The organism is Humibacter antri (assembly GCF_054777235.1).
This window is the reverse complement of the sequence record NZ_BAAHAW010000001.1, coordinates 45,267-65,723: the sequence shown is the minus strand read 5'-3', so window position 1 is coordinate 65,723 and position 20,457 is coordinate 45,267. Positions and strand designations below refer to the sequence as shown.

At 70.2% G+C, this 20,457-nt stretch carries 18 protein-coding genes; 11 read left to right on the top strand and 7 right to left on the bottom strand.

What is annotated here, in order from left to right; all coding sequences use genetic code 11:
• Positions 1 to 210 precede the first annotated feature (210 nt).
• Positions 211 to 1,569 carry a LacI family DNA-binding transcriptional regulator gene (locus ACYVDK_RS00295; RefSeq protein ID WP_460516263.1) on the bottom strand — a complete coding sequence of 453 codons (1,359 nt, stop codon included), beginning with the start codon at positions 1,567 to 1,569 and terminating at the stop codon, positions 211 to 213.
• A gap of 289 nt (positions 1,570 to 1,858) precedes the next feature.
• On the opposite strand from ACYVDK_RS00295, the gene ACYVDK_RS00290 reads away from it, so the two are divergent.
• The 4 genes from ACYVDK_RS00290 to ACYVDK_RS00275 all read left to right on the top strand — a co-directional run bounded on the left by ACYVDK_RS00290 (position 1,859) and on the right by ACYVDK_RS00275 (position 6,792).
• Positions 1,859 to 3,412 carry a Gfo/Idh/MocA family protein gene (locus ACYVDK_RS00290; RefSeq protein ID WP_460516260.1) on the top strand — a complete coding sequence of 518 codons (1,554 nt, stop codon included), beginning with the start codon at positions 1,859 to 1,861 and terminating at the stop codon, positions 3,410 to 3,412.
• Positions 3,409 to 4,470, top strand: coding sequence for an NAD-dependent epimerase/dehydratase family protein (locus tag ACYVDK_RS00285; RefSeq protein WP_460516257.1), 1,062 nt, complete (start codon positions 3,409 to 3,411; stop codon positions 4,468 to 4,470). The genes ACYVDK_RS00290 and ACYVDK_RS00285 overlap by 4 nt, the downstream gene beginning before the upstream one ends.
• Positions 4,471 to 4,558: 88 nt before the next feature.
• The gene (locus tag ACYVDK_RS00280) at positions 4,559 to 5,482 is read left to right on the top strand and encodes a beta/alpha barrel domain-containing protein (protein ID WP_460516254.1); all 924 of its coding nucleotides are present in this window, start codon (positions 4,559 to 4,561) and stop codon (positions 5,480 to 5,482) included.
• Positions 5,479 to 6,792 (top strand): mandelate racemase/muconate lactonizing enzyme family protein, encoded by a 1,314-nt coding sequence (locus ACYVDK_RS00275; RefSeq protein WP_460516251.1) that lies wholly within the window; start codon positions 5,479 to 5,481, stop codon positions 6,790 to 6,792. Before ACYVDK_RS00280 ends, ACYVDK_RS00275 begins: the two co-directional genes overlap by 4 nt.
• Before the next feature lie 259 nt (positions 6,793 to 7,051).
• On the opposite strand, the gene ACYVDK_RS00270 is transcribed toward ACYVDK_RS00275, so the two are convergent.
• The 4 genes from ACYVDK_RS00270 to ACYVDK_RS00255 form a co-directional block, all read right to left on the bottom strand.
• Positions 7,052 to 7,459, bottom strand: a complete 408-nt coding sequence (locus ACYVDK_RS00270) for a VOC family protein (protein ID WP_460516248.1) — start codon at positions 7,457 to 7,459, stop codon at positions 7,052 to 7,054.
• 118 nt (positions 7,460 to 7,577) lie between these two features.
• Complete coding sequence (locus tag ACYVDK_RS00265; protein WP_460516245.1) at positions 7,578 to 8,282, bottom strand: helix-turn-helix transcriptional regulator; 705 nt, start codon at positions 8,280 to 8,282, stop codon at positions 7,578 to 7,580.
• A gap of 76 nt (positions 8,283 to 8,358) precedes the next feature.
• Complete coding sequence (locus tag ACYVDK_RS00260) at positions 8,359 to 9,498, bottom strand: M24 family metallopeptidase (protein ID WP_460516242.1); 1,140 nt, start codon at positions 9,496 to 9,498, stop codon at positions 8,359 to 8,361.
• A complete protein-coding gene (locus ACYVDK_RS00255) occupies positions 9,495 to 11,645 on the bottom strand; it encodes a DUF6807 family protein (RefSeq protein ID WP_460516240.1) in 2,151 nt (716 codons plus the stop codon). The genes ACYVDK_RS00260 and ACYVDK_RS00255 overlap by 4 nt, the downstream gene beginning before the upstream one ends.
• 515 nt (positions 11,646 to 12,160) lie before the next feature.
• Between ACYVDK_RS00255 and ACYVDK_RS00250 the strand changes: the two genes are divergently transcribed.
• Entirely contained in the window at positions 12,161 to 13,687 is a 1,527-nt protein-coding gene (locus ACYVDK_RS00250; protein ID WP_460516237.1) for an MFS transporter, read from the top strand.
• Positions 13,688 to 13,696: 9 nt separating this feature from the next.
• Here ACYVDK_RS00250 and ACYVDK_RS00245 read toward each other — a convergent pair whose 3' ends face one another.
• Entirely contained in the window at positions 13,697 to 14,998 is a 1,302-nt protein-coding gene (locus tag ACYVDK_RS00245; RefSeq protein WP_460516234.1) for an MFS transporter, read from the bottom strand.
• A gap of 5 nt (positions 14,999 to 15,003) precedes the next feature.
• On the bottom strand, positions 15,004 to 15,564 hold the full coding sequence (locus tag ACYVDK_RS00240) for a MarR family winged helix-turn-helix transcriptional regulator (protein ID WP_460516231.1): 561 nt from the start codon (positions 15,562 to 15,564) through the stop codon (positions 15,004 to 15,006).
• A gap of 247 nt (positions 15,565 to 15,811) precedes the next feature.
• Here ACYVDK_RS00240 and ACYVDK_RS00235 point away from each other — a divergent pair, with 247 nt between their 5' ends.
• The 6 genes from ACYVDK_RS00235 (at position 15,812) to ACYVDK_RS00210 (ending at position 20,397) form a co-directional block, all read left to right on the top strand.
• Positions 15,812 to 16,453 carry a dihydrofolate reductase family protein gene (locus ACYVDK_RS00235; RefSeq protein ID WP_460516228.1) on the top strand — a complete coding sequence of 214 codons (642 nt, stop codon included), beginning with the start codon at positions 15,812 to 15,814 and terminating at the stop codon, positions 16,451 to 16,453.
• Positions 16,454 to 16,469: 16 nt separating this feature from the next.
• Positions 16,470 to 17,315, top strand: a complete 846-nt coding sequence (locus ACYVDK_RS00230) for an alpha/beta fold hydrolase domain-containing protein (RefSeq protein ID WP_460516225.1) — start codon at positions 16,470 to 16,472, stop codon at positions 17,313 to 17,315.
• A gap of 344 nt (positions 17,316 to 17,659) precedes the next feature.
• On the top strand, positions 17,660 to 18,709 hold the full coding sequence (locus tag ACYVDK_RS00225) for a lipoate--protein ligase family protein (RefSeq protein ID WP_460516222.1): 1,050 nt from the start codon (positions 17,660 to 17,662) through the stop codon (positions 18,707 to 18,709).
• A 154-nt stretch (positions 18,710 to 18,863) separates the two neighbouring features.
• The gene (locus ACYVDK_RS00220) at positions 18,864 to 19,172 is read left to right on the top strand and encodes a hypothetical protein (protein ID WP_460516219.1); all 309 of its coding nucleotides are present in this window, start codon (positions 18,864 to 18,866) and stop codon (positions 19,170 to 19,172) included.
• Positions 19,173 to 19,255: 83 nt separating this feature from the next.
• Entirely contained in the window at positions 19,256 to 19,402 is a 147-nt protein-coding gene (locus tag ACYVDK_RS00215) for a hypothetical protein (protein ID WP_460516217.1), read from the top strand.
• A complete protein-coding gene (locus ACYVDK_RS00210) occupies positions 19,381 to 20,397 on the top strand; it encodes a PHP domain-containing protein (protein WP_460516214.1) in 1,017 nt (338 codons plus the stop codon). The genes ACYVDK_RS00215 and ACYVDK_RS00210 overlap by 22 nt, the downstream gene beginning before the upstream one ends.
• The last annotated feature ends 60 nt before the right edge of the window (positions 20,398 to 20,457 follow it).

Sequence of the window (20,457 nt, the reverse complement as noted above, 5' to 3'; positions counted from 1 at the left end):
GACGATTTCGTCGGGATCGCTCGTGAATCGATTCAAATGTTTTGGCGTCCCCGTCAATACCGGCACCCGCCGCACCTGGGCCACGATCGTGCTGCCCGACGGAGCCGCGACCGGGGGAGGGCACGCCCTCAGCCGCCGAGGAGCCCGGCCGCGCTCTCGCGTGCACGCGCATCCACTCCACCGACGTGAGACTAGATGGATGGGCCGAGACTAGGCGCCTTGCGCCTGGTCTCGGCGCGCACGCCTAGTCTCACGAGAGAGCGCGGCGCGAGGTGATTGCGGCGCCGGACCCGTCGAACCGCGGGGGATGACGTGCGGGCCGAACGAGAGGTCGTGCGCGGGTGCCGTGCCCTCCAGCAGCGACCACATGCGCTGCCACGCCTGCTCGCCGAGGTCTTCCACCGGGATGGCAGCCGTCGTGAGGGGTGGAGTCGTGTAGCGCGCGAACGGGATGTCGTCGAATCCGGTGACCGAGACATCCTCGGGCACGCGAACACCCCGCTCGCCCAGCGCGCTCAGCAGCCCCATCGCGACGAGGTCGTTGAACGCGAGCACCGCCGTTGCATCCGAGTCGACGACTGCCTGGGCCGAGGCGTGGCCGTCTTCGAACCCGACGCCGCAGGGGCTGGTCGCGACGCTCGCATCGGAGTGGGATGCCTGGAACTCCCGGATCGCGGCCAGCCGGTTGAGGTTCGAGGCGGCCTGGCGGCTGCCGGCGAGGTAGAGCATGTCACGGTGGCCGAGCCCGTAGAGGTGGTCGAGCAGCGCGGTCAGTCCCGCCTTGTAGTCCGCGACGACGGAGGGCACGTGGGGTGCGGCGTCCGGGCGACGCTGCGCGACGTTCGCGGCAGTATCCGGTGCTGCAGCCTCGGCACCGGCTGCCTCGGTACCTGCCGCCTCGGTGCCGGCTGCCTCCGCACCTGCTGCATCGGTACCCGCTGCCTCCGCACCTGCCGCCTCGGTGCCTGCTGGTCCCCTAGCGGCCGATCCTGCACTGGCCGTTCCTGGCCCGGCCGCCGTCGTTGCAGCTGCCGCCGTCCCGGCCGCCTCCGTAGCGGACGCCTCCGTCCCGGCCGAAGCCGTGGCAGCGGGCTCCGGGATGCGGTTGATCACCACGACGGGCGCCAGCAGGGGCAGCACGGCCGCGAGCTCCTCGGCCGGCATGCGCGGTGCGCACAGCACGATGCCGTCGCAGCGGCGGCGGGCATCCAGTGCCAGAACGCGCTCCTGATCGGCCTGTTCGTGCGAGTCTGCGACGAGCACGTGGTACCCGTGCTCGGATGCTCCGTCGCTGAGGCCGCGCAACGCGCCCTGGAATGTGGGGTTGCCGAGGTCGGGCACCACGACGGCGATGGTCTGAGTCGTGCCGAGCACGAGGCTGCGCGCCAGCGGACTGGCGGAATAGCCCAGGGACGATGCGGCTTCGCGCACCCGTTCGGCGAGCGCGGCATCCACCGTGGTGCTGCCGTTCATCACTCGAGAGACGGTCGACAGCGACACTTCCGCCCTCGCCGCGACATCCGCGATCGTGGCGCCGCCGCGTCGCACACCCGACTTCGTTCTAGCCATCTGCAACTCCCGTCCCGCTTCTCCCGCGAGACTGCACGTCCACTCCGAACGAGCGGGAGAACCCCACTGTCTCGGGGTGGGCATGCAGTTTCGCGGACCGCGCGCACGTCGAAGGCTCGGAGTGCGCTCGTGTCGGCCCGCGCGCTGCCCCACGATATCGTGTATCGTGAGAGAAAGCGTTTTCTCACGCTGGTAGGTCGCGTTGCGAAAGCCCCGTTTCGAGGTCGGCGGCGCGGCGCACGTTCCGCCGGGCCGCCGTTACGCCCGGCCAGTTCGAAAGAGGACCATCGTGCCGCACCGCACCCGGTATGCCATCGTCGGAACCGGTTCCCGCGCCCAGATGTACATCGACGCGATCATCGGCCCACATGCCGATGTGGCCGAGCTCGTCGCTGCGCTCGACCCGAATCAGGGGCGGCTCGAGCACTACGTGAACCATGTCGCCCAGCAGGTGCGAGCGGGTTCGGCGCCGGATGCCGGCACACCCGTGACCGCGCATCCCGATGAACTCGAGCGGATCATCCGTGACGAGCGCGTCGAGCGCGTCATCGTCACCTCGCCCGACTTCACGCATGCCGAGTACGTCTCCCGTGCGCTGCGTGCCGGCGCCCGCGTGGTCGTCGAGAAGCCACTGACCATCGACGAGGCGGGCAGCCGCCGCATCGTCGAGGCGGTGCGCGAGACGGACGGCGACGTCGTGATGACGTTCAACTACCGGTACGCGCCGCGCAACAGCGCGTTCAAGCGCGTGATCGCCTCCGGGGCCATCGGCCGTCCGCTGTCCGTGCACTTCGAGTGGGTGCTCGACACGTCTCACGGGGCGGACTACTTCCGCCGCTGGCATCGGCAGAAGGCCAACTCGGGTGGCCTGCTCATCCACAAGGCGTCGCACCACTTCGACCTCGTCAACTGGTGGATCTCCGACGTGCCGTCCCGCGTCTTCGCGTCGGGAGGCCTGCGGTTCTACGGCTCCGAAAACTGGCGCGCCCGCGGTGGTGGCGAGCGCCCGGAGCGCGGCACCGGTGCATCCGGCGATCCGTTCGCCCTCGACCTTGCGGCGGACGAGAAGCTGCGTGACCTCTACCTGCGCAATGAGCAGTACGACGGTTACCTCCGCGACAAAGACGTCTTCGATCCGGGCATCAGCATCGAGGACAACCTCTCGCTCGTGGTCGACTACGCCGGCGGACCGAGCATGAGCTACTCCCTCAACGCGCACAGTCCGTGGGAGGGCTACCGCATCGCGGTGAACGGCACCCAGGGTCGCGCGGAACTCGACGTCGTCGAGCGGAGCGACGTGAGTTTGGACGGCGGCGGGCGGATCGTCGACCCTTCGGCGAGCTCAGGGCACCGTCCGTCGGCGGTTGTCGACTCCCGGTCGGCGGCCTTACGGGCCAGAGGCGAGCGCATTCTGCTGCAGCGGCACTGGGAGACGCCGCAGGAGGTCGAGATCCCGGCCGGTGAAGGCGGCCACGGCGGAGGCGACGCCATCCTGCTGCGCGACGTGTTCGTGGGCCGCGGCGAACGCGACACCGTTGACGAGCTGGGGCGTGCGGCCGACTACCGGGATGGCATCCGCGCCATCGCAGTCGGCATCGCAGGCAACCGCTCGCTCGCGACCGGGCTGCCCATACGGGTCGACGAGCTCGACCTCGGCGTTCGGCTGGGCGACGCGAGCTCGATGGGCGCGCAGCACGCGGGCGCCGTCCAGAGCTCGTCGGCGGGCACCGTCCAGAGTCCGTCGGCGGGCACCCTCAAGAGCCCGCTGGAGCGCCGAGCGACGGCTGCGGTGGCACGGCCGTCGTATTCAGCCACCGCTCCCGCTGAAGAGACCGCACGATGAGTCGCGTGCTCGTCACCGGAAGCTCCGGCCGTCTCGGCCGCAGCGTGGTCGCCGTGCTCGCCGCGCGGGGTCACGAAGTGATCGGCGTCGACCTCGCGGTCCGGCCTGACGCGGGGAGCCCGATCGCAGCCGAGCGTGTCGCCGCAGAGCAGGTCGCTGCAGAGCAGGTCGACGTCGAGCACGTTGTCGCAGATTTGACCGACGCGGCACAGGCATCCGCCGTGATCGCCGATGCGCGAGCGGATGCCGTCATCCACCTCGCCGCGATCGCGGTGCCGTTCAGCGCGCCGGAGCAGCACATTCTGCGCACCAACGCGTCGCTCGCGTACAACGTGATGCAGGCCGCCGTCGACGCCGGAGTTCGCAAGATCGTGACGGCATCCAGCCCGACCGTTTTCGGTTACGGGTCGCCGGCCGGTTGGGTTCCGGAGCGGCTTCCGCTCGATGAGGATGTGACGCCGCGGCCGTGGAACGCGTATGCGCTGTCGAAGCTTCTCGCCGAGCGCACCATGGAGATGTTCGCGACGCAGAGGGGCGACGAGGTGCGGCTCGCCGCGTTCCGCCCGTGCTACGTCGTCGCCCCGGAGGAGTGGCACGGAGCACCGACGCAGCAGGGCCACACGATCCTCGAGCGGCTCGACGATCCGGCGCTGTCTGCTCCCGCGCTGTTCAACTACGTCGATGCACGCGATGTCGGCGCATTCCTCGACACGCTTCTGAGTGCGCTCGACGACATCCCGAACGCGCAGACGTTCATCGTCGGAGCCGCGGATGCTCTCGCCCGCCGCCCCCTCGCCGAGCTCATGCCGGTGTACTGGCCGCAGACCGCCGAGACGGCCCGCGAGCTCACCGGCAGGACGCCCGCGTTCTCGATCGAGAAAGCGGGTCGGCTGCTGGGTTGGACGCCCGACCACGACTGGCGCAGCGAGGTCGCGGCGGCGAACGAAGTGATGACTCCCCTCCCGTCGGTCGAGCCGGGGCCCCCAGCCGCCGGTTCCGGCGCGTCGCGAGGCGACGTGGCGGCCGTGGGGCCAGGGCGCGAAGCCGGCCGAGCATGAGCCGGGTATCGACCGTTCGACAAGCTCAGGGCAGGCCGAGCTCGACCGACGCCACAGAAACAGACGGCACAGAAACCGAAGGAGCATGATGAAGTTCGAAGGCGTGCTGTTCTTTCCCGTCACGGCATTCGCCACCGACGGATCCGTCGACACGGCCCTCACCGCCGAGCACGTCGCGTCGCGCCTGGCCTACGAGCCCGGCGGCGTCTTCCCGGCGTGCGGCACGGGCGAGTTCCACGCGCTGAGCGCGCCGGAGGTCGGCGACGTCGTCGCCGCGACCGTGAAGGCGGTCGACGGAAGCGTCCCGGTCGTGGCCGGCGCGGGCGGCCCCCTCGGACACGCCATCGAGTGCGCGCGGCGCGCGGCGGATGCCGGTGCCGACGCCCTGCTCGTGCTGCCCCCGTACCTCGTGGGAAGCACGACGGCCGGAACAGTCGCCTACATCGAGGCCGTGCTGCAGGCATCCGATCTGCCGGTCATCGTCTACCACCGCGGCTCCGCTCGCCTGAACGAGGATGCTGCCGCCCGGCTCGCCAACAACCCGCGCGTTCTCGGCTTCAAAGACGGCGTCGGCGACCCCGGAGTCGCGCAGCAACTCGTGCGTGCCGTTGCGGCGACCGGACGGAAGGACTTCGCATTCTTCAACGGCCTGCCGACCGCGGAGCTGACGCAGCAGGCGTATCGGGCGATCGGCATCCCGCTGTACTCGTCGGCCGCGTTCGCGATGGCGCCCCGCGTGGCGAAGGCGTTCTATCAGGCGTACGCGAGCGGTGACGATGCGCGCCGGCTGGAGATCCTCGAGGCGTTCTACCTGCCGCTTGTTCGGCTGCGCGACGAGGTGCCAGGGTTCGCGGTGTCGCTGGTGAAGGCAGGCGTGCGGCTGGGCTCCAGCGGGGTCGAAGGGCTGCCCGTCTGCGGAGTGCGGCCGCCGTTGGTGGATCCGGACGAGCGGCAGGTCGAGGAGCTGCGACGCATCATCGCGATCGGCGACGAGCTGGTCGCCACGACGTGAATGAGCAGCAGCCCCGCCGATCGAGCGGTACGGGTGCCGAAGGCACCGAAGGGTCGGAATCAGCACCATCGGAGTCCGGGCTTCGACGAGCTCGACCATCGGGAGCAGCGCTCGGACGTATCACCGGGCTGCGTACCCGGCTGATCGACGCCCCACTGGTGCGTCCGTGGGGTCCGGATGTCACACAGCTGCACATCATCGAGGTGCTGGTCGACACGGAGTCCGGCGTGATCGGCCACGGGTTCAGCTGGACGCCCACCATCGGCGCTCACGCGGTGCGGGCCATGCTCGATCACGACATCCGCGACTTCGTGCTCGGTCGCCACGCGGATGCCCGCACGCTGTGGACCCCGCTCTGGCAGCACCTGCACGAGGCGGGTTCCGGCGGCGTGACCACCATCGCGATGGCAGGCCTCGACCTCGCGCTGTGGGATGCCGCGGGGCGGGCGGCGCAGGCATCCGTCACGCAGTTGCTGGGCGCGCGCCGGACAGCCGTCGGCGTCTACGGCAGCGGCGTGAACCGGCACTACCCGCTGGAGGAGATGGTGGCGCAGGCCGGGCGCTGGCGGGATGCGGGGTACCGGCTCGTCAAGATGAAGGTGGGCGGGCATGCGCTGGCCGAAGACGTCGATCGGGTCGCGGCGGTGCGCGAGACGATCGGGCCGGATGTCGGGCTCGCGATCGACGCGAACCAGCTGTGGGGTCTCGATGAGGCGGAGCATGCGATCGACGAGCTGAGCAGCTTCGGCCTGCGCTGGGTCGAGGAGCCGCTGCGCGCCGACGACCTGCTCGGGCACGCCGCGCTGCGGTCGCGCATCGACGTTCCGGTCGCGCTCGGCGAGAACCTGCACACGACGTACCGGTTCCGCGAGGCGATCGAGCTGGGCGCTGCGGACATCCTGCAGCCGAACGTGATTCGGGTCGGCGGGATCACGCCGTTCCTCGCGATCGCCGAGCTGGTCGCCGACACCGAAGGTGCCGGCCTCGGTGCGGCAGGGGCCGGTGGCTCTGCCGGGGCCGGTGCGCGAGTCGGGGTTGGTGCGTGGGCGGGGGCTGATGCGTCCGCGAGGGCCGGCGCCGGGGCTGATGCGTCGGCGAGGGCCGGCGCCGGGGTCGAGGTGCACCCGCACCTCTTGCCCGAGCTCTCCGGTCAGTTAGCACTGGCGCTGAACCGGACGACGCTCGTCGAAGACGTCGAGGATGCGGGGTTCGAGCGACTGGGACTCCTCGCCGAGCCGGCACCCGTGCGCATCGCGAATGCCGCACTCACTTCCACCGGCCGCCCCGGCCTGGGCATCACGCTGGCCTGACGGCGGCCCATCCGCGCCCGCCCTTCCGTGGGTTGAGCTTGTCGAAACCCGTCTCGCCGTGCTCTTCCGTGGGTTGAGCTTGTCGAAACCCGTCTCGCCGTGCTCTTCCGTGGGTTGAGCCTGTCGAAACCCGTCTCGCCCCTGCCCCGTGCATCCTCGCCCCGTGCCGCAAATCGTCAGACACGCCGTTCGTGTGCGCTGCGGAGCAGCGAGATGCGTTTCGCCGCCGGCGTGTCTGACGATTTACGGCACACCTACCTCAGCGTGCGACGTCAGCGAACTTTGCGACGGCATCCGGGCTGACCGGCGTGAAGAAGTTCACGAGTGTTCCGTCCGGATCGCGCACGAGCAGCGAACGGTTTCCCCATGGCATCGTGGCGGGTTGCTGCACGATGATGTCGCTGCCGGCGGCGAGTCTCCGGTGGAGCTCGTCGACATCCTGCACGAGGAACTCGACGATGGCGGACCGATTGTCGGCAGCATGCGCACTGCCCGGCCCGAACAGCGCCACGGTTCGCGTGCTGCCGATGGCGAGCGTTCCGCCGGAGGTGCGCAGCTCCGCGAAATCGGGCGTCGGGCGCTCGGCCACGATGCCCGTCGCGCGTTCGTAGAACGCGACGAGGCGGTCGACGTCGTCGGTGATCAGGCGGATGGAGGTGAGGTTCATGGCTTCCTTCGTGCCGGCGATTGCGCTGCGAATGCAGTCCTCATCCATCTTCCGGAAGCGAGGCGACAGCCCCCTGTCGGTGTTTCCGACGGATGCGCGCACCCGCGCCAGAGCAGCGTCAGCGGAGCAGCGTCAACGTGCGCAGGTCGCCCTCAGGCACCTGGATGTCCGCCGTCGTCACCGTTCTCGCCTGCGCCGGTTCGGCGAGCACCGTCACCTGCTGCACCCGATCGAATCGGAACGCGCGAATGCCGTCCCGCAGCCGGCACCACGCCAGCAGGTACCAGCCGGCGGTGGAGCGCACATAGCCGAGCGGTTCGACGTCGCGCACTGTGGCGGTGCCGTCCCGATCCGTGTACCTCAGGCGGAGGACCCGACGGCGGCTGACGGCATCCGCCAGTGCATCCGGAATCGGCGCCGACCGCTCAGGACCGCCGATCACGTGCACCCGGGAGACCAGGTCGCCTGCTGATGCCGCATCGCTCTCGCGCATGGCGCCGAGCAGTTTGCGCAGCGCCGCGGCGCCGGCGAGGCGGAACGGGCTGTCGGCTTCGGTCAGGCCGAGCGCAACGGCGACCGCCATCGCCTCGTCGGCGGTGAAGTTGAGCGGCGGCAACGTTGCGGCCGGGTCGATGCAGTACCCGCCGATACGACCCGGCTGCGCCCAGATCGGAGTTCCCGACTGCTGCATCGCGCTGATGTCGCGCTCGATCGTGCGAACGCTCACCTCGAATCGCTCCGCGAGCCAGGTCGCGCTTCGCGGCCTCGGCGCCACGGCACGCAGCTCCTCCGCGATCGCGTACAGGCGGTCGGTGCGGTTCACCCCTCGACGCTACTGCGCACATCCGGATGCTGCGGGTGACGGCCCGTGCCCCTCGGGCACGCCGCGCTGGCCGTGCTCACCGCTCCAACGTCACGGGACGAACGCGGCCCGCGACATCCGTCGTCGGCCAGCGCTCGTCGATCGTGATGGGCTCGATCACGGGCGCCTCCGGCCCTCCGGTGTGCAACACCGTGTCTTCCACCTTCGTGCCGGGCGCCCAGGGGTTCCAGGTGAAGGCCTGCCCCAGCCGCACCACATCGCTCGTCGACGGCGTCGCCCGCGGGTCGCGACCCGCGTAACCGGCTGCGCCACCCTGGTGGTGGCGTCGCCACTGGTCGGCGTCGAACCCGTTGGCCGGATACGCGGATGCGATGGCAGCGAGCACATCGCTCAGCGCGGCATCCGGAATCGTCGCATCGAAGGCGGCGGACTCGACCTGCAGGATGGCCCGCTGCGCGTCGCGCTCGCCGTTCGTGAGCGGTCCGAACGACACCCACCGGCTGAGGTTCGCGATGAGCCCGTCGCGGCGTGCGCAGATCACGAGCATCGCGCGGCGGCCGAGCGGGGCATCCGTGGGCAGGGGATGAGGGAGGGATGCCCGCGACTCACCCGCGACCAGCAGCACGAGCGGATCGGCGCCGGCCGCCACCAGTCGCCCGGCGGCCTCTGCCGCGACCCCCCGCTCAGACCAGATCGGCTCGGCGTCGAGCAGCACGTCCGTTGCGACCTTCGCGGCGTCAGCACTCAACGTGCGGAAGCGCTGCAGCTCGCCGGGCAGAAGAACGGCACGCGCGGCCCGCAGCTCGGCATCCACGTCGTGTTCGCGAAGCGCTCTGGGCGAGGCGGGCACGTCCAGCGGCTCGAACCACGGCCGGTCGCGCACGACGACATCCGTGGGAAGCTCCTCGGCCATCAGTCGCGAGGTCTCGTTCGAGGTCACGAACACCTCGTCTCCATCGCGCGCGACACGCACAGCCACGATCGGGTCGGCCGCGAGGCTCACCCCGTACCGGCCGCCGTCGAGATACCACGACACTGCGGCGGCACTGGTCAGCAAGACCGAGTCGGCCCCGCTCCGGCCCGCGCGTTCGAGCACATCGAGCACGCGTGCGCGCTTCACCGCACGGTCGAGGGCTCGCTGGGCCGACGCATCCGTGTGGGTGAGGCCCCGGACTGCCGCGGTGCCGCCGGCAACGGTGCCCGCCGCCACGGTCACTGCTGCACTCCCGTCGACGCCGAGCCGAGGTGTCCGGCGAGTTCGTCCGCCTCACCGGCAGAGACGGTACCGTCTGCCACCGCCGCACGGTACCTGCGGGTCAACCCGTCAGCGGGCACCGCTGTGCGGGAGTCCCACGCGACCGCGGATCCGATGCCCGGGTAGTCCCGCACCCGCACGAACCACGGGTCGCCCGCGGTCGTCTCGTCGCCGGCTGCCAGCACGATGGATGCCTGCCCATTGTGCTCGGGACCGGCCATGAAGTGCGCGCTGAAGGCCAGCCATCCTGCCACCGATCCGTTGACGTCGTCTTCGCCGTGAGCATCCGCGGTGAACACGTTCACGTCGGCGCAGTCCGGAAAGCGCCAGAAGAAGCCGCCGTACCCGGCGCCAGCGCGACCTTTGCTGCCCGGGCTGCCCAACGACACCTCGGCCGAGGCACTCGCGCCGGCTGCCGTCGCCGCGCCCGCCTCGCCGAGCCGTGGGGGCATGAGGCGCACGTCGACATCGAGCGCCCAGGCACGCCGGTCGTCCCCGAACACGATCGGCCGCCAGCGGATGCTCCGCCGCTCCGTCAACACCGCCTCGCCGTCCGGTCCGCGCCAGACCAGCTCGTGCTCGACACCACCAGACGACGCGGCGGCGGACGCGCCGTCGGGCTGCCGGGTGCGCAGCACCTCGATGCGACCGTGGTCGTCGAGCGTCTCGTACCCGCTGTCGCGCACGTACGTGCGACCGCCCCAGAAGTTGACGCCCGCGGCATCCTGCACCGTGAACCCGATGCCGGTGTGCCAGTCGTGGTCGGCCGGATGCGTCGCCGTGACAGTGATCCCGCCCAGCGTTCGCACCGGATGCAGGTACGGATGCGGGCTCGAGAACTCGATCGTGCCGCCGCCATCGACCTCCTCGGCGACGAGAGTGCCGTCGACCTCGGCCGCCGAGATCACGCGGTCGACGCCGCGCATGGCCCACGGCACGCCCTGCTCGCTGAACGTCACGCCTGCCGCTGAGGCCGCGCGCACGGACTCGACGATGCGGTCCACGAGCGGATACTCGTCGCCCTGATCGCCGTGCCACGTCACCTGCCGGGGGTCGATCCTGGTCGGCTCCGGCGCTCGTCGCACCGCCTCCACGACCCGCATGAACGCCCCGGTCGAGGCGAGGGGAACGATCAGCTCGGCTCCGCTGCGCCGGTGCTCGATGAGGTTCTCGAGCAGGTCGGCGCGGTCGAAGGTGCGCTGCGCGTTGGGGTCGGACGGGCGCTGCCCGTTGCCGTCGGACGGGCGCTGCGCGTGGGCGATGGTGACGACATCCGTCGTGTAGGAGAAGGTGGCGGATGCCACCTCACCGAGCACGGTCACGGTCGCGGCCTGATCCGGCTCGTCGTGCAATTCGGGCGGGGCGCACAGCGTGAGAGCGCACGTCACGGTCGGCCGGCCCTCGCCGGTGATGCGGATGACGGAGGTGTCGTCAGCCTCGATCGCGTTCGCCCGATACAGCTCGGTCTCGACACGCCCCACCGACTCGGCGGTGTCGTAGCCCGCGATCCGCAGCGCGGTCGCGACGGCGTGCGCGAGCGGGTTGGTGGCCACGCCGTCCACCACAGCATGGCCGTCGAGCGTGCGCCGTCCGGCCCACCTGGCACGCGCCCAGTACGACTTCTTGCGGCTCCACAGCCCGGTCGCGCTCACACGTTCGGTGGGGCCGAGGCCGAGTGAGTCGTCCTTCAACGCGGCGATGGCGGCGGAGCCGAGGCTCTGGAAGCCCACCTGCACGGCACGCCGCGTCTCGCGCTGCACCGTGAGCAGACGCTCGAACGCCGCCATCGTGGGCACCGGAGGTTTCTCGAGCAGCACGTCGGCGCCTGCACGCATCGCGATCTCGGCGAGGCGCTCATGCGTGTCCAGCGGCGTGGCCACGATGACGATGTCGGCACGGTGACGGGCGAGCGCCGCATCGAGATCGGAGTAGATCGGGATGCCTGCGTCACGGTCGCGCTTTGTCGCAACCGCCGGGTCGACGAGAGCGACGATGGCGAGGCGTCCGGCATCCGCGAGCCGGCGGGCGTTCGCCAGGTGCAGGCGCCCGTAGCCGCCGACGCCGGTGATGACGACGTGCGGAACCGGGGCGGTGTGTGTGTCTGTCATCGGCGACCTCTCTGTCGGGCAACTGCAGTTGCGGGCGCTTTGGCGTCGGCGACTCTTCCGGCGTCGGCGACCAGCCTCGCGTCGGGCCGGGATGCGGTGGTGCGCTTGGCCTCGACCCTGACGCCCGCGACTCCGGCATCGTCCTCACCATTCTGCAACCCTCTCATTCTGTCAGAAAGCGCTTTCCCGCGCGAGCATGCACGGCTCAACGCGATGGGTGCCGCGGATGCGGCGGCAGAGCACGGACGCGGCGGCAGAGCGCGGACGCGGCGGCAGAGCGCGGGAGCGTCGGCTGAACACGGGAGCGACGGTCGAGTACGGGTTCGACGAGCGAGCACGCAAGCGTCGGCTGAGCACGGATTCGACGAGCGAGCACGGAATCGGCGTCGGCCGCGTGCTAGCTCGTCGCTTGCGTGCCTGCTCGCGGGCAGCAGGGTGGTTCGTGGTGTCGGAATCCGCCGCCCGCGTTCGACGTCTGCACGTAACTGGTCGCGCGATCGGGTGGAGGAGGAACTGTGTACGACGCGCAGCGCACTCGCAGGGGCCCGTCACCCGAATTGCGGAACGCCCGGATGGCGGTGTTCGCGGTGTTCGCGTCCTCCGGATTCCTCGTGGGCATGTGGTCGGGCACGATCCCGCTCGTGGCATCCGGGGCCGGACTCTCCGCCGGCGGTCTCGGGGTGGTCATCCTGATCAGCTCCGTCGGCATCGTCGCCGGAGCACAGGTAGGCGGCCGCGCTCAGGACCGGGCCGGCAGCATGGCGCTCTGCATCGCGGGCATCGCCACAGCGGCGTTCGGCGTGCTGGCGATGGGCTTCGCGGGGGATGCCGGCGTGCTCGCGTGCGCCATGACCATCGTGAGCTTCGGTATGGGCCTGAACGACGTCGGCATGAACCTGCAGGCGGTCGTCGTGGAACGCGCATACGGCCGGCCGATCATGTCGGCGTTCCACGCGTTCTTCTCGCTCGGCGGCGCGGCGGGCGCACTGGCCGTGCTCGGAACGGCCGCGCTCGGCTGGACCGTGCGCCCGCAACTCGGCTTCGCAGCGCTGCTCTGCACCATCGCGGTGTGCGTGGCAGGCGGCTGGCTGGTGCGTCCGGCGGTCGAGGCGGCGAGCGGAGCGGATGCGACGACATCCGTCGGCGAGGATGCAGCCCCAGCCCCAGCCCCAGCCCCAGCCCCAACCCCAACCCCAACCCCTGCCCCAGCCGCGGCCCCAGGCCTCGTTGCCGCCGCCGCATCCCCATCCGCCGTCGCCGCATCCGCTGGCCTCGCAGGCGCAGCTGCAGCCCCGAGCACATCCGCATCCGTAGCGCCGGCGCCATCCGCTCTCTCCACCGCCCGCGACGTCGTGGTCGGCCCCGCGGGCTGGCCCGAGCTCGCCCCAGATGCAGCGAGTGCCGCGACATCCGTCGTACGCCCGAGGCGCATGCGTGTGCGATGGACACGTGTCGCCGTGATGCTCGGAGCCTGCGCGCTGCTGCTCATGTTCACCGAGGGCGTGGCGACCGACTGGAGCGCCCTCCAACTCACTCAGGCGTTTGGTGCTGCTGCCGGCATCTCCGCCTTCGGCTACGGGGCGTTCTGCGTGTCGATGACCGGCGGACGTCTCGTCGTCGATCGCGTCGTTGCGGTGCTTGGCCCCGTCGCGGTCGTACGCGGCGGCGCGCTTCTCGGCGTGGTCGGCCTCGCCGCCGTGCTGGTCGCCCCGTCACTGTGGGTTGCACTCGCCGGCTGGGCCCTGCTCGGCGTCGGACTGTGCGGATGCGTCCCCCAGGTCTTCAGCGCCGCCGGCAACCAGCCGCATTCCGCGGTGGTGCTCTCGCGCGTGCTCACGTTCGGCTACGTCGGCATCTTCGGCGGCCCCGCGCTGATCGGACTGCTCGCGAACGTGACGAGCGTCACGCTCGCCCTGCTCGCGCCGTTCGCCGCACTCGGGCTCGCCGCGGTGCTGGCCGGGGCGGTTCGCCGATCGCCGCGCGTCGCATCCGATCGGCAAGAAGCCCCCGGGCTTGTGACAGGCCGACCCACAGTCGAGTAGCAGCCGGCGTCACGCCTTCTGCGCGGCCGCCTCGTCGCCTTCCATCTCGGCCAATGCCATGCTGCGCGTGGGCTCTGCGAACGTGAACCGAAGCCTGCGCTCGGTGAAGGCCAGGCGCATGCCGCGGTAGTGCACCATGTAGAAGATGCCGACCGCTGCTGCCGCGAGACCGGACGCCCCGCCCAGCACGAGCGCCCACCGCGGCCCGAACGCGTCGGCCACCCAGCCGACGATGGGGGCCCCTATCGGCGTGCCGCCCATGAAGATGGCCATGTAGATCGCCATCACCCGACCGCGCACCACAGGGTCGGTGGAGAGCTGCACCACGCCGTTCGCGGTGGTGTTGAAGGTCTGCGAGGCCACACCCACGACGGCGAGCATCGCGCCGAAGATCCAGTAGCTGGGTGCTGCGGCCGCGGCGATGCATCCGATCGCGAAGATGACACCGGCGACGGAGAGCAGGGCGGCGCGAGGCTTCTCCCGCCGGGCGGCCAGCAGGGCACCGACCACTGAGCCGATGGCCATGACCGACGACAGGATGCCGTACTCGCCTGCGCCCTTGTGGAACACCGTGCTCGCCATGGTGGCCACGAAGATCGGGAAGTTCAGCCCGAACGTTCCGACCAGGAACACCATGGTGAGGATGGCGATCAGGTCGGGGCGCCCGCGCACGTAGCGGAATCCCTCGATCAGGCTGCCGCGCGCGCGCGCAGCGCGCTTCGTCACGTGCAGCTGATCACGGCGCATCAGATTCAATGAGGCGAGCACCGCGGCGAAGCTGGCCGCGTTGATGAGGAACACCCATCCGGCGCCGACGGCCGCGGTGAGCAGGCCGGCGACGGCGGGGCCGACCAGTCGCGCCGCATTGAACGACGCGGAGTTGAGCGCGACCGCGTTGCCGAGCATCCGCGTTCCGACGAGGTCGCCGACGAACGTCTGCCGTGCCGGCGAGTCGAACGCCGCGACGACGCCGAGCAGCAGCGCGAACAGGTAGACGTGCCACAGCTGCACGACACCGGTCACGGTGAGGATGCCCAGCCCGAGTCCCAGCAGCCCCATCGCACCCTGCGTGGCCATCATGAGCTTGCGGCGGTCGAGGTGGTCGGCCGCGTAACCCGTGATCGGCAGCAGGATGAGCTGCGGCCCGAACTGCAGCGCCATCACGACGCCCACCGCGAGGGCGTCGTTGTGGGTGAGCTGGGTCAGCACGATCCAGTCCTGCGCGGTGCGCTGCATCCACGTTCCCACGTTGGAAACTAGGGCCCCGGCGAACCAGATGCGATAGTTCACCGCCGACAGGGAACGGAACATCGCACTCACGAGTCGGCCAGTTCCCGCATCACCTCGGCGGCGTCGGCCAACAGCGAACGAGTCTCGGCGGGCAGCTTGGCCAAGCGGCGGTCCAGCCAGGCATCGCGGCGGCGGCGGGTCTCTTTCACCAGGTGATGACCGGCATCCGTCGGCACGAAAAGCACCTTGCGGCGATCGTCGGCGGAGGCCCGCCTCACCACGTATCCCGCCGCTTCCAGCTTGTTGACGGTGCGGTTCATCGACGGCGGGGTCACCCGCTCGTGGTCGGCGAGCTCGCCCAGCGTCTTCTCGCCCTCGCGGTGCAGCAGTGCGAGCACACTGAATTGGCCGTCGCTGAGTGCGTCGTCGGCCTTCTCGGCCCGGATGCGCCGGGTCAGTCGCGAGACCGCCACCCGCAGGTCGCCCGACAGCTCGTGCGTCGTGATTCGCCGGGGAGCCAGTTCGGTGCGCACCTCGGCGGCAGGCTCGGAGCTGGTCGCCGCAGCGGTCGTCGCCGTGCCTGTCGTCGCGTTGCCCATCGCGACGCCCGCTTCGGCGGGGGCGGCAGTCGAGATGGGCGGTGTCATGATCTTTAGCTTAGCAAATTAGCCAAGCTAAATATTCCGTTCCGTTCGGTTCCGCCGGACAATGAACTCGAAACGTCTCGGCGAAGGGACGACAGTCTCGGCAAGGAGCCGACCGTCACGAGACCGCCGTCACGACACAGTCGTCATGACGCAGCTGTCGCGACCGAGTGTCATGACGCTGCCGTCATGATGCAGCCGTCGCCACAACCGTCACGACAAAGCCGTCATGAAAAGAGGGGGAGACCTCATGAGCACAGACGACCAGCGCGGCCGTATCACGATCGACCTGTTCAGCACACTCGATGGCGTGCAGCAGGCGCCGGGCGGCCAGGAGGAAGACCCGGCGAACGGCTTCCGGTTCGGCGGATGGCAGGCGCCGATGAACGACGCAGCCGTCGGCGAATGGGTCATGGCGGGCATGGACGGCATGGACGCCCTCCTGCTCGGCCGCCGCACCTACGACATCTTCGCCGGGTACTGGCCGCACCACACCACAGGCGACGGCGACGGCGTGATCGGACGCCTGTTCGACAGCATCCCGAAGTACGTGGCCTCGCGGGGAACACCGCAGCTCGACTGGCAGGGCTCGACACAGCTGGGCCCCGACCTGCTCGCCGATGTGGATGCCTTGCGCGACAAGCACAGCAACGTGCACGTGATCGGCAGCGTCGACTTCGCGCGCACCCTGTTCGATGCGCAGCTCTTCGACGAGCTGAAGCTGTGGGTGTATCCGGTCGTTCTCGGCACGGGCAAGAGCCTGTTCCACGACGGCACCGTGCCGGCGAGCCTGCAACTGCTCGCCCCCGCCGAGACATCGCCCAACGGTGTCGTGCAGCTTCGTTATGCGCCGAACGGCGAGCCGGCCGTCGGCGACATGAGTGCCGGTTAGCTGCGAGAATCGGCCCGTGCCGAGTTTCGAAGACGAACAGGGCGTGACCGTCACCTACTACGTGTGGCGGGTGGAGCATCCGCGGGCCGTGATCCATGTAGTGCACGGACTCGGCGAGTACGCCACGCGGTACGAACCCCTGGTGCGCGTGCTGAACGAGAACGGCTTCTCGGTCTATGCAGCGGACCAGCGCGGCCACGGTCGGACCGGGCTCGACCAGTGGAACGGCGATCACTCCAGGCTGGGGCGGCTGGGACCGGGCGGGCTGCGCGCCGCAGTGGATGACATCCGTGGGGTGAACCGCATCATCCGCGACGAGAATCCGGGCGTGCCGCTCGTGCTTCTCGGGCACAGTTGGGGCTCGCTCATGGCCCAGATGCTCGTCAATCGCCACGCCGATGAGGTCGACGCACTCGTGCTCACGGGAACGGCCTACCGCATGCCGCTGCGCATGGAGGCCGGTGATCTCAACAAGCACCACAAGCACCTCGGCACCACAGGGTACGAGTGGCTGAGCCGCGACGACCGCGTCGCCGCGGAGTTCGCGGCGGATCCGCTCACGTTCGACGCGAAGGTGCTGAAGCTGTTCGGTGTCGCCGACGGCCTGCGGCTCTACGGGCGACCCGCGCGGGGCATCCGCGATCTTCCGCTGCTCGTGATGATCGGCGAGGAGGACTCGCTCGGCGGTCCGGCCAGCGCACGGATGCTCGTGGCCGCCTACAAGGCCCGCTCCGGCTTTACCGACACCACGCTGGTGATCTATCCCGGCGCGCGGCACGAGGTGTTCAACGAGACCAACCGCGAAGAGGTCTTCAGCGACCTCGTGCGCTGGCTCGACGCGCGCTTCCCCGCCCGCGCCTGACCGCCCGTGCACCGCGGCCCGTGTGAGCGCGCCCGTGCGCGCCCTGTGTGTGCGCCCCGTGCGCGCCCCCGTGCGCGCCCCCGTGCGCGCCCCCGTGTGTGCGCCCGTGTGTGCGCCGGTGTGAGCGTTCCCGTGTGCGCGAGACTGCACGCCCGCCCCGAGACTGCGGGCAATACCCGCTGTTTCGGGCCGGGTGTGCAGTCTCGGGGTGCGGCTGGGCGGGGCGTGCGGTCTCGGGGTGCGGCGGGACGGGGTGCGGCGGGATGGGGTGCGGCCAGTGGAGCGGGACGCGCGGCCTCGCCGTGAAGCAGACGCGGGTGGGCGCGCATCCGTAGGGTTGAACCATGCACGGTGAGTACAAGGTTCCGGGCGGCAAGCTGGTCGTCGTCGACTTCGAGGTGGCCGGTGGCGCGATCGGCGACTTCCACCTTTCCGGCGACTTCTTCCTCGAGCCCGATTCGGCACTGGAGTCCATCGACTCCGCCGTGAACGGGTTGCCGGCCCAATCCGACTCGGCCGCCATCGCCGACGCCGTCCGTCACGCTCTCCCGTCGGATGCCGTCCTGCTCGGCTTCTCGCCGGAAGCGGTGGCCGTCGCCATCCGTCGATCGCTCTCCAACGCGACCGCGTGGCGCGACTACGACTGGTCGATCGTGCACGCCAAGGCGGTGCCGCCTCGCCTGCACCTCGCGCTCGACGAATCGCTCAGCAACTCGCTCGCTGCGGGCCACCGGGGTCCGACGCTGCGCATCTGGGAGTGGGATGAGTCCGCCGTGGTCATCGGCAGCTTCCAGTCGGTGAAGAACGAGGTGGATCCGGAGGGCGCGGCGCGCTACGGCTTCGACGTCGTGCGTCGCATCACAGGCGGCGGCGCCATGATGATGGAGAAGGGCAACGTCGTCACGTATTCGTTGTACGTTCCGGCCGACCTGGTCTCGGGCATGAGCTTCGCCGACAGCTACGCGTACCTCGACGACTGGGCTCTTCTCGCCCTGCGGTCCCTGGGAGTGGATGCCACCTACAAGCCCCTGAACGACATCGCCAGCCCCCAGGGCAAGATCGGCGGCGCCGCGCAGAAGCGGTTCAAGAACGGTTCGGTGCTGCACCACGTGACCATGAGCTACGACATGGACGGCCAGAAGATGACCGAGGTGCTGCGCATCGGCCGGGAGAAGATCAGCGATAAGGGCATCACGTCCGCGGCCAAGCGTGTCGATCCGCTGAAGGCGCAGAGCGGGCTCAGCCGCGCAGAGATCATCGATCGCATGAAGCAGACGTTCACCGAACTGTACGGCGCGCGGCCCGGTGACATCTCCGACGCGGAATATGCGGATGCCGAACGCCTCGTCGCCGAGAAGTTCGGCACCGACGAGTGGCTCTATCGCGTGCCGTGAGGCCTTCGCCCATGTCGTCGAGCCGCCATGTTGTCGTCGAGCCACCATGTAGTTCGCGTGAGTTGCGGGGTGGCTCGGTGGCACAGCGGCGGCTCGACGGCTGAGGGGCTTTCGGGGCGGCAGCCGAGGCTAGACGCTCGTGTAAAATGCCGGCGTGGGTTGGTGGGTGCTGGTCGGCGTTGTCGGCGTCGGAGCGCTCCTCTGGGTGGCCCAGCGGCTCGGCTGGATCGACCTCCGCGACAAGAGCCGCACGTCGTCCGATGGCGGGGCATCCCGCGGCGGAGGTGCTCTGCTGATCGGTGACGAGGTATTTGCGCCCGCGAAGTACGAGGCTCAGCTGCAGCTCGACGAGCGCACTCGCCTGCCCGTGCCTGCCCCGATCCCGGGCGACGGCGATAAGGGCATCTTCAGCGAGGGTCCGGTGCGTATCCGTCTTGACGCCGACGGCAAACCGCTACGTTGACCGAGCTGCCGACCCGGCATACCGCTGCGCCGACGGCATGCTGTGTGCTGACCGCAACTCGCCGGGCCGGCCGACAAACCGCTTTGCCGACGACAAACCGCTGCGCTGACCGCGAGCGCGTCGCCGACCGCGTGCGCCGCGCTGACGGCATCCGCCGCGCCCTCGGCATCCACTCGCACGACGTCGTCGCCCGCGGCAAGATGGGCGGATGGAGCCCCAAGCCGCACTGAACGAGATCGCGTTCCTGCTCGAGTACGATCTCGCGCCGCGCTTCAAGGTGCAGGCGTTCCGGCGGGCGGCATCCGCGATCGACGGCATGACGGATGCTCAGCTGCGCGAACGCATCACCGACGGGCGACTCGCCCGAACGAAGGGGATCGGCGACCGCACGTTCCAGGTGATCTCGCAGGCGGTCGACGGAGTCGTTCCCGACTACCTCGCCGCTCTGCGCGCCGCCCGCCCCGAACGGTCGGACTCTCGGCTGGCGGCGCAGCTACGCGGCGACCTGCACTCGCACACGGAATGGTCGGACGGCACCGTGCCGATCGCGGCCATGGCGGACGCCGCGACCGCCCTCGGCCGCGAATACCTCGCGATCACCGACCACTCGCCTCACCTGACGGTGGCGAACGGCCTGAGCGTCGAGCGGTTGCAGCAGCAGCTGTCCGACATCGAGGAGTGGAACCGGTCGGCCGAGCCTGCGGCGGTGACGCTGCTCAAGGGCATCGAGGTGGACATCCTCGAAGACGGCTCCCTCGACCAGACCCGCGAGATGCTCGGCCGCCTCGACGTGGTCACCGCGAGTGTGCACTCGAAGCTGCGAGCGGATGAGGCGACCATGACCGCCCGCATGCTCGGCGCGGTGCGCGATCCGGCGACGAACGTGCTGGGGCATTGCACCGGCCGCCTCGTGAGGGGGTCGCGCGGCACGCGCCCGCCTTCCGAGTTCGACGTCGAGAGGGTGTTCGCGGCCTGCGCCGCGGAGGGCGTCGCGGTAGAGATCAACTCGCGACCCGAGCGCCAGGACCCACCGGACGACCTCATCGCTGCGGCACTGGACGCCGGATGCCTGTTCAGCATCGACAGCGACGCCCACGCTCCCGGGCACCTCGCCTTCGTGGCCCTCGGGGCGGCCCGTGCAGAGGCGGCAGGCGTGCCCGCCGACCGCGTGGTCACCACGTGGCCGCTGGCGCGCCTCCGCGAGTGGCTGGCATCCCGCCACTGACACCCGCCGCCGGTACCTCGGTGCGATTGCGCCACTTCTCGGCTTCTGCGCCACGTATCC